This window comes from Salinimicrobium oceani (assembly GCF_012037645.1).
This window is the reverse complement of the sequence record NZ_JAAVJR010000805.1, coordinates 1-412: the sequence shown is the minus strand read 5'-3', so window position 1 is coordinate 412 and position 412 is coordinate 1. Positions and strand designations below refer to the sequence as shown.

General features: G+C 39.3%; 1 protein-coding gene. It reads left to right on the top strand.

Annotated elements, in window-relative coordinates; all coding sequences use genetic code 11:
- Positions 1-102 precede the first annotated feature (102 nt).
- The coding region (locus HC175_RS19490; RefSeq protein ID WP_369074355.1) for an SMP-30/gluconolactonase/LRE family protein at positions 103-412 on the top strand (310 nt) is incomplete at its 3' end.

Here is a 412-nt window from a genome sequence, read left to right as displayed (position 1 = left end):
ATAACCTAAAGTTTGAAAAATGTGAGCTTCAAAGAATTGAAGAGATCCTCAAATCCTAAAAACTGACTTGTTACTTTAACCAGTAAAAACTAATAGCAAAGAATGAAGAATTCATACAAAATATTTTTAGCCATGATCCTTTTTAGCTATTCTGCCTCTCCCCAGGAACAAGATCTTATCGCCAAAGGTGCCCAAGTGCAACTGGTGGCTAATGGTTTTGAATTCACCGAAGGTCCCGCCTGCGACTCGCTTGGAAATGTGTTTTTCACAGACCAGCCTAACAACACAATACACAAGTGGTCTGTAGATGATGAAAAAGTTACTGTTTTTATGAAAGATGCCGGGCGTGCAAACGGACTTTATTTTGATGCTAAAGGAGATCTTTATGCTGCTGCCGACATGCATTCAGAGA